The sequence below is a fragment of the Thermogemmatispora sp. genome, assembly GCF_019683635.1.
Taxonomy (GTDB): Bacteria; Chloroflexota; Ktedonobacteria; order Ktedonobacterales; family Ktedonobacteraceae; genus Thermogemmatispora.
Window position 1 is genome coordinate 1 of sequence record NZ_JADGIA010000260.1, and the last position, 6,226, is coordinate 6,226.

Genomic DNA, 6,226 nt, shown 5'->3' on the forward strand with positions numbered 1-6,226 from the left:
GCTCGCTGGAAGCGCTCAGTCGAGGGCTGGCTAGAGGCCCTGCGAGACGGTGCTCAAGCGGGCTAGCTGCTCCGGGGTGAGCTGCAGCGCCAGGGCGGCAAAGCCATCCTCCAGATGAGCTGGCTGGCTGGCGCCAATAATGGGAGCGGTCACCGCCGGCTGGGCCAGGAGCCAGGCCAGAGCGACCGCCGCGGGCGTAGTCTGGGTCTCCCCGGCGATGGCCTGCACCGCCTCCAGAGTGCGCCAGGCTTGCTCTTGATCGTAGCGACCCAAGACAGCAGCGGCGCGCGCACTCTGGCGACCCTCACCGCGGCGGTAGCTGCCGCCGAGGAAGCCACCGGCCAGGGGACTGTAGGGGATCACTCCCAGGCCATACTGCTGGCAGATCGTCTGCAGCTCCTGCTCAAACTCGGCGCGGTGAACCAGGTTGTAGTGCGGCTCCAGCACCTCATAGCGCGCCGTGTGCTCATAGCGCGCGCACCAGAGCGCCTCGACCAGGCGCCAGGCGGGATAATTGGAGGCACCGATATAGCGCACCTTGCCGCTGCGCTGCAGGTCGTCGAAAGCGCGCAGCGTCTCCTCAATCGGCGTCTCCGCATCAAAGACATGGGCCAGGTAGAGATCGAGGTAGTCCGTCTGCAGGCGGCGCAGCGAAGCCTCAACGGCCTCTATAATGTGCTTGCGCGAGAGGCCGCGCTCGTTTGGCCCCTCGCCCATAGGATGATAGACCTTGGTGGCAATCACCACCTGACTGCGGTTGCCACGTGCATGCAGCCAGCGCCCAATGATCTCCTCAGACTCGCCGCCGCGCTTGCCGGGAATCCAGCGCGCGTAGAAGTCGGCGGTGTCGAAGAAATTGCCTCCGCGCTCAACAAAGGCATCCATGATGGCAAAGGCTGTTGGCTCATCGACCGTCCAGCCCCATTGCATGGTGCCCAGACAGAGGCGCGAGACCTTCAAGCCGGTTCGTCCAAGTGTGCGGTACTCCATACTTCTTATTGTCGCGCACCGCACCTCTCAAGGCAAGAGCCTCCCTAGCGCTTTTCGACCTCCGTGTCTGCTTGGACTGCCTGCTTGCCAGGCAGAACAGCGACCGGTGCCTCATCCGGCTGAGCCGAGGCTGGCTGACGATCGCCATGACTCTCCTGAGAAGGAGCCATCTCCCGCCGTTCGAGACTGAGACGGCGCAGCAGAAAGCGAGTCTGGTCGGAGAGAGCGCGCGTGTGAAAAGCCAGCTCCTCGTAGTAGTGAAGCAGTTGCTCCCAGCTCTGCAGGAGCGCCTGCTGCTGCTGCTGCCGCCGCTGCCGGGCCGGAGCGCGCTCTTGCTCGACGGAAGGAAGAGCAGTGAGCAGATCGAGCAGATGACGTGTCTGGCTCTCGGCATTCTGCGAGAAGAGCAAGGGCAAATAGCGGAGGGGAACAACCTCGTCAGGGAGCGCCTGCGGCTGCTCCAGCAGGCCGCGGAACGACAGCAGCTGCTCTTGATACTGGCTCAGCAGGCGCTGCAGGTGCTGTCGCTGTCGCTGGTCCAATCGGAGGCGGGCCTGGCCCCGGAGGGCGATGTACTCCGACAAGAGCACCTCTTGCTGCTGGCCAATGACAGCCAGGTAATGATTCAGGGTCTGGCGGAACTGATCGAGCGAGTGCACGGTAGTCGGGGTAGAAAACAACCCCGATGGCCTGCCAGGCGAGTCATTCAAAGCGGACCTCCCTCCTCTCGCTTCAGGTGCGCTAGCCTGGATAGTCGAAACGGCATAGAGCCAGCCCAATCATGACAAGCGGGCCGTTCTAGGGCAGCGGACCACGCCACTCACATAGACGCACAACCTTCCCCCTAACCTCATGCCTCTGCTGTTCAGACTGGCCAGTCGCCCGCTCTAGCTCACAATCTGCTCACAATCTGCAGGCTTTATCTACGAGGTGGAGTCTGTAGCTACTACCATATTACCACGGGGGCCGTAAAGAATGCATAAAAAATATTTGAACAGATTTTCAAATCAATGTGGAGAGAATGTCTGGAGGCAATCGATAGCGTAGGAGAGCGCATTAGCGATATTTTTGTATTCACGGTAGAGGCGTTTTCGATTCTCGTACGTCTGGCGCATATTTTGCAGATCGATAGCGAGATTGATACCAATCTTAGCGTCCTCAATAGCGGCGATGATCACATCGACGTTACGGAGGAAAGCTTTGAGGATGGCATTTGTATCAAGTCTGGCATAGATGCTGCGCAACTCGTGGTCGAACTGTTGCAAGGTATCGATGCCGATCTCGTGCGGATTGACCTCGTAAAGAAGGACTGCACGCATGTTCTCCATGCAGCTCCTGGCTGTGCGCAAGTACCGACGTGCCCATTCTTCTGCATCGTCCTGGCCGGGAGAAAGGAAGATATTCGACTCATTCACCATGAACATACTCACCGGAGTGAAGTCTCCCGGGGCGATCAGGACCCTGACCAGCCCGCGGGCCTCATTATAGCCCAGGAGGGGTCGTTACTCAAGGAGGACGCTTGTTGAGAGACTCGTAGAGGCGCTCTATGCACCCCAGGGTCTCCTTAAGTGCCTGAAGCGTTTGTTCGAGGGCCTCCTGATAAGCGCGTTGCTCTTGTCGGGAGCTGTTGGGGGGGCAGCAGTGGCGCAGGTGTTCGACAGCCTGCTGGAGCTGTTTGATGGCCCGAGAGAGATTATCGAGGCGCAAGCGCAGTGCCAGATCGGCTGGAGGGTCCATCAAAGCCTGTTTCAGGTGTGTATCGAGCTTCTGGAGCTGTTGATAGTACTGCCGGCATTGATCTTTGTAGATTACACGAAAAGTCGAGAGGATGTGTATGGCTTCCCTCAGCAGTTGCTCGTAATCAGGTAGCTGCTGCAGGAAGGTTGCCAAAGATGGAGAGCAGCTAACCAGCTCGGTAGCTGTTGCGGGACCTGGGCCGGCGCTTGGGCTTTCCGAAGCTGGCTGCCTGCTAGAGGCCAGCCACTGAGCCAGAAGCTCGAAAGCGAAGGCTGCGGCGTGGGCGGCAGCCAGCTGCTGGTAACCCTGCGCGTCGCGCTCGGACTTGTCATCGAGCTGATCGGAGATCCCGCGCACCACAATGGCCGGGGTCCGGGTCTGATAAGCGGCCTCCAGAAAACCGGCATCCTCCATGGCAATGGCCACAGTGTCACTATAATAGGTGCAAATGAATCTATATGCTTCTGCTTGCCGCGACTGCATAAGGAGATCACCGGCGGCCAGCGGCTTGCAGACCACGGCTGGCCTGCGCCTGGGGAGAGCCGGCAGGCGCTTCAGCCAGCGCTCGCTGCGAGCAATGGTACGTGCCTGGTCAAGCAGCCCTGAATCAGGGCGGTAGGTGCGCGGACGAGGGAGCAGCTGGTCGTCGGCCTTGCCCGATTCATAGTCATAGACCAGCTCGGGGACGACGACATCGCCTGGCACGACGTCGCGCAGGCTGCCAGCAATACCGATCAGCATCGTCAGATGCGGCCTGGTTTCTCGAATGGCCAGCGCTGTCACCGAGGAGCAGACTTTGTTCCGAGCCCCGCTTTCCTTCAGAATCACCTGGCAGCTCCCCGAGGCATCCTGGAACTCTCCAATTTCATAATGGCTGTCTGCTCTGAACGAGGGGACGCGCAGATGGCGCAAGTGACTCTGAACGGCCCGGGCTTCCAGCGCCAGGGCTGTGATAATCAGCACACGTCTTTGTTCTTCTTGAACCTCTCCCATGATGCAATCCTTTCTGCACCATCAGAGATGCCTTCTGTTTCGTCTCGTCAGGCTGTGGCTGCCGGCCTGACGAGAGCCTGACGAGAAGCGCTGAGGGTGTTATTCCTCCATCATGTGGCCAGTATCAACGAAGGATTTCTCACTCCTTATTGTCAGGGGAGTTCATTGATTCATAGCACTTTTCTCTAAAATACACGTTGCTTGCTCTATTGTAAATGGCGTTACCATCAATTCTTGCTTTTTTGTTAATCATGTATTTTCATGAACAAGCAGGCAGTATTTAACAGCATGCACATACTCCTTAGACAAAGTGGCTATAGATTTAAAATCGGTTGTCTTTGGCGTACAATAGGTCCAGGTAATAGACCTACTGGATGAGGTAAGAAGCATGTGGGCCAGCATGCTTCAGAGAGAGAAGGGCCGGGGCAGCGAGCGGGGTCTCGTCTATGCCTCTGGGCTGAGGCTTAACGGCGCTCTCTGCTCTGTTCTTGGTGCTGCTTCTCGGCCTTATGGCTATACCATAGGTATTCTTGTGCGGCCTTGCGAAGGAGAAAGCGAGGTGATTTGTGCCTGTTAATCTCTTCTATCTCTGTTCTCGCAGCGAGGAGGACGAACGCCTGCTTGCGCAGCTCAAGAACTTTCTGAGTACACTGCGTTCGGCCCAACTCATCAGCGACTGGGGGCCGCAGCAGCTGCGGGCGGGGCAGTCGATTCGCGAAGAGCTGCGCCGGCGTCTGAGCGAAGCGCAGATCGTCCTGATTCTCCTCAGTCCAGATCTGCTCACGGACAGGTTCTACCCGGAGTTGCTGCAGCTTGCCTGGGAGCGTCACCAGCGCGCTCCTGAGCGTGTGCGTCTCTTGCCTGTGAAGCTACGGGAGTGTGCCTACGAGCAGGAGCCATTTGCCGAGCTGGATATCTTCCCTCCCAATGGAAAATCGCTGCATGCCCTCTCATTGGCGCAGCGAGAGAGGGAGCTGAAAGAGCTGGCCATACAGATCCGCGAGCTGGCTGAGGAGCTGGCAGCCAGCGAAAATGTGAAGGCCAGGCCAGGGGAGGCTCCTACCGCATCCTTTAGGCCGGTCGCCCAGGCCGGCGCGAGCGAGTCGGCTGGCACTGGTCGCAGCGGCTCGCTCTCCTCCGTCCGGCGCTGCGATCTCTTGCTCGTGACGGCCACCGATGTCGAAGTGCAAGCCGTGCGTGAGATTGCTCAAAGGGAGTGGGGAGCGCGCTTCGAGCGCGAGTATGGGCGGATCGAAACCTACTACTTCTTGGGCGAGATCGGGGGGACTGTCACCTGGTTGCTGCGTACTGAGATGGGCGCTCAGGGAGCTGGTGGGGCGACGCTGGCGGTCAGCGAGGCTATTCAGAGACTGAAGCCTGCAGCGGTGATCATGGTGGGAATTGCCTTCGGCCTGCGGCCTGGCGAGCAGCAGCTCGGCGACATCCTGGTCTCGAAGCAGCTCATGAGCTACGAGCCGCAGCGCGTTGGCGCTGGGGCCAGTGGTGAAATGGTTCTAAGGCCTCGTGGCGACCGGGCCACGGCCTCGCCGCGCCTGCTCGCGCGCTTCCGCGATGGAGCGCTGGACTGGAACGGACCCGAGCCGCATTTCGGCCTGCTGCTGAGTGGCGAGAAGCTTGTCGATCATCCCGACCTGCTCAGGCAGTTGCTGGCCATTGAACCCGAGGCCATCGGCGGCGAGATGGAGGGCGCCGGCCTCTATGCGGCGGCCACGCGCGAGCGCTGCGAGTGGATCGTCGTCAAGGCCATTTGCGATTGGGGCGACGGTCACAAAAGCGAGAACAAAGAGGAGAACCAGCGCCTCGCTGCCGAGAATGCGGCCCGCTTCGTCTTGTCTGTGCTCGGGAGTGGAGGTCTGAGGCCTTCCTAGCCTGGTCGGTGCTGGTCTTGCTGCCTGTCGGCGGCAGATGGTCTGGTCCGGTGCCCGGTCACCGGGCTGGCCCCGCTGGCGGGAGAAGGAAGGAAGGCGAGCCTGCTGGCCCGCTCCGAGTCACAGCCTCGGCCCCGCATCAGGCCGTCGCGGTACTGTTGGATCGGGCCGGGTCGGTGGCGAGACCTCTCTGTGGTAGACTAAGGACGAGCTGCACGCATGTTGGATCTTAGAGAGGAGCAATGCTGACCAGGGCTGGTGTTAAGGTGGTTGCCACCAACCTGGGAGGCCGTTGTGAGAGCTGTGGTACAAGAGCACTATTCCTGTGAAACACTTTTTCCCGAACTGGAGTTCCTGCCGGTAGAGGTGCGGCGTGAACGCAGCGGCACCTTTGTCGACAACCTGAGTCTGCCTGTGCACCGCTGGTTTCGTTATCCAGCGGGCTTCTCCGCGCTCTGGGTGCGTCAGCTCCTGCAGCGCGAGCAAAGCCAGGGGCGCAGACGTGTGCTTGATCCTTTCTGCGGCACCGGAACTGTCCTGCTGGAGGCCGAGTATACGGGCCTGGAAGCCATTGGGCTGGAGGCCCATCCCTTCCTGGTCCAGGTCGCAAGGGCGAA

At 60.0% G+C, this 6,226-nt stretch carries 6 protein-coding genes; 2 read left to right on the forward strand and 4 right to left on the reverse strand.

Annotation, left to right across the window (positions count from 1 at the left end):
- Nucleotides 1-30: 30 nt before the first annotated feature.
- From IRZ31_RS19470 to IRZ31_RS19485, 4 genes are all read right to left on the reverse strand, one after another.
- Complete coding sequence (locus tag IRZ31_RS19470; RefSeq protein ID WP_297156818.1) at nucleotides 31-990, reverse strand: aldo/keto reductase; 960 nt, start codon at nucleotides 988-990, stop codon at nucleotides 31-33.
- Nucleotides 991-1,034: 44 nt separating this feature from the next.
- On the reverse strand, nucleotides 1,035-1,700 hold the full coding sequence (locus IRZ31_RS19475; RefSeq protein WP_297156820.1) for a hypothetical protein: 666 nt from the start codon (nucleotides 1,698-1,700) through the stop codon (nucleotides 1,035-1,037).
- A 297-nt stretch (nucleotides 1,701-1,997) separates the two neighbouring features.
- Nucleotides 1,998-2,318, reverse strand: coding sequence for a hypothetical protein (locus tag IRZ31_RS19480; RefSeq protein WP_297156823.1), 321 nt, complete (start codon nucleotides 2,316-2,318; stop codon nucleotides 1,998-2,000).
- A 178-nt stretch (nucleotides 2,319-2,496) separates the two neighbouring features.
- On the reverse strand, nucleotides 2,497-3,720 hold the full coding sequence (locus IRZ31_RS19485) for a hypothetical protein (protein WP_297156826.1): 1,224 nt from the start codon (nucleotides 3,718-3,720) through the stop codon (nucleotides 2,497-2,499).
- 566 nt (nucleotides 3,721-4,286) lie between these two features.
- Here IRZ31_RS19485 and IRZ31_RS19490 point away from each other — a divergent pair.
- Together IRZ31_RS19490 and IRZ31_RS19495 are read left to right on the forward strand one after the other, a co-directional pair.
- Nucleotides 4,287-5,609 (forward strand): TIR domain-containing protein, encoded by a 1,323-nt coding sequence (locus IRZ31_RS19490; protein WP_297156828.1) that lies wholly within the window; start codon nucleotides 4,287-4,289, stop codon nucleotides 5,607-5,609.
- Nucleotides 5,610-5,903: 294 nt separating this feature from the next.
- Nucleotides 5,904-6,226: DNA methyltransferase (locus IRZ31_RS19495; RefSeq protein WP_297156830.1), on the forward strand; the 323-nt coding region annotated here is incomplete at its 3' end.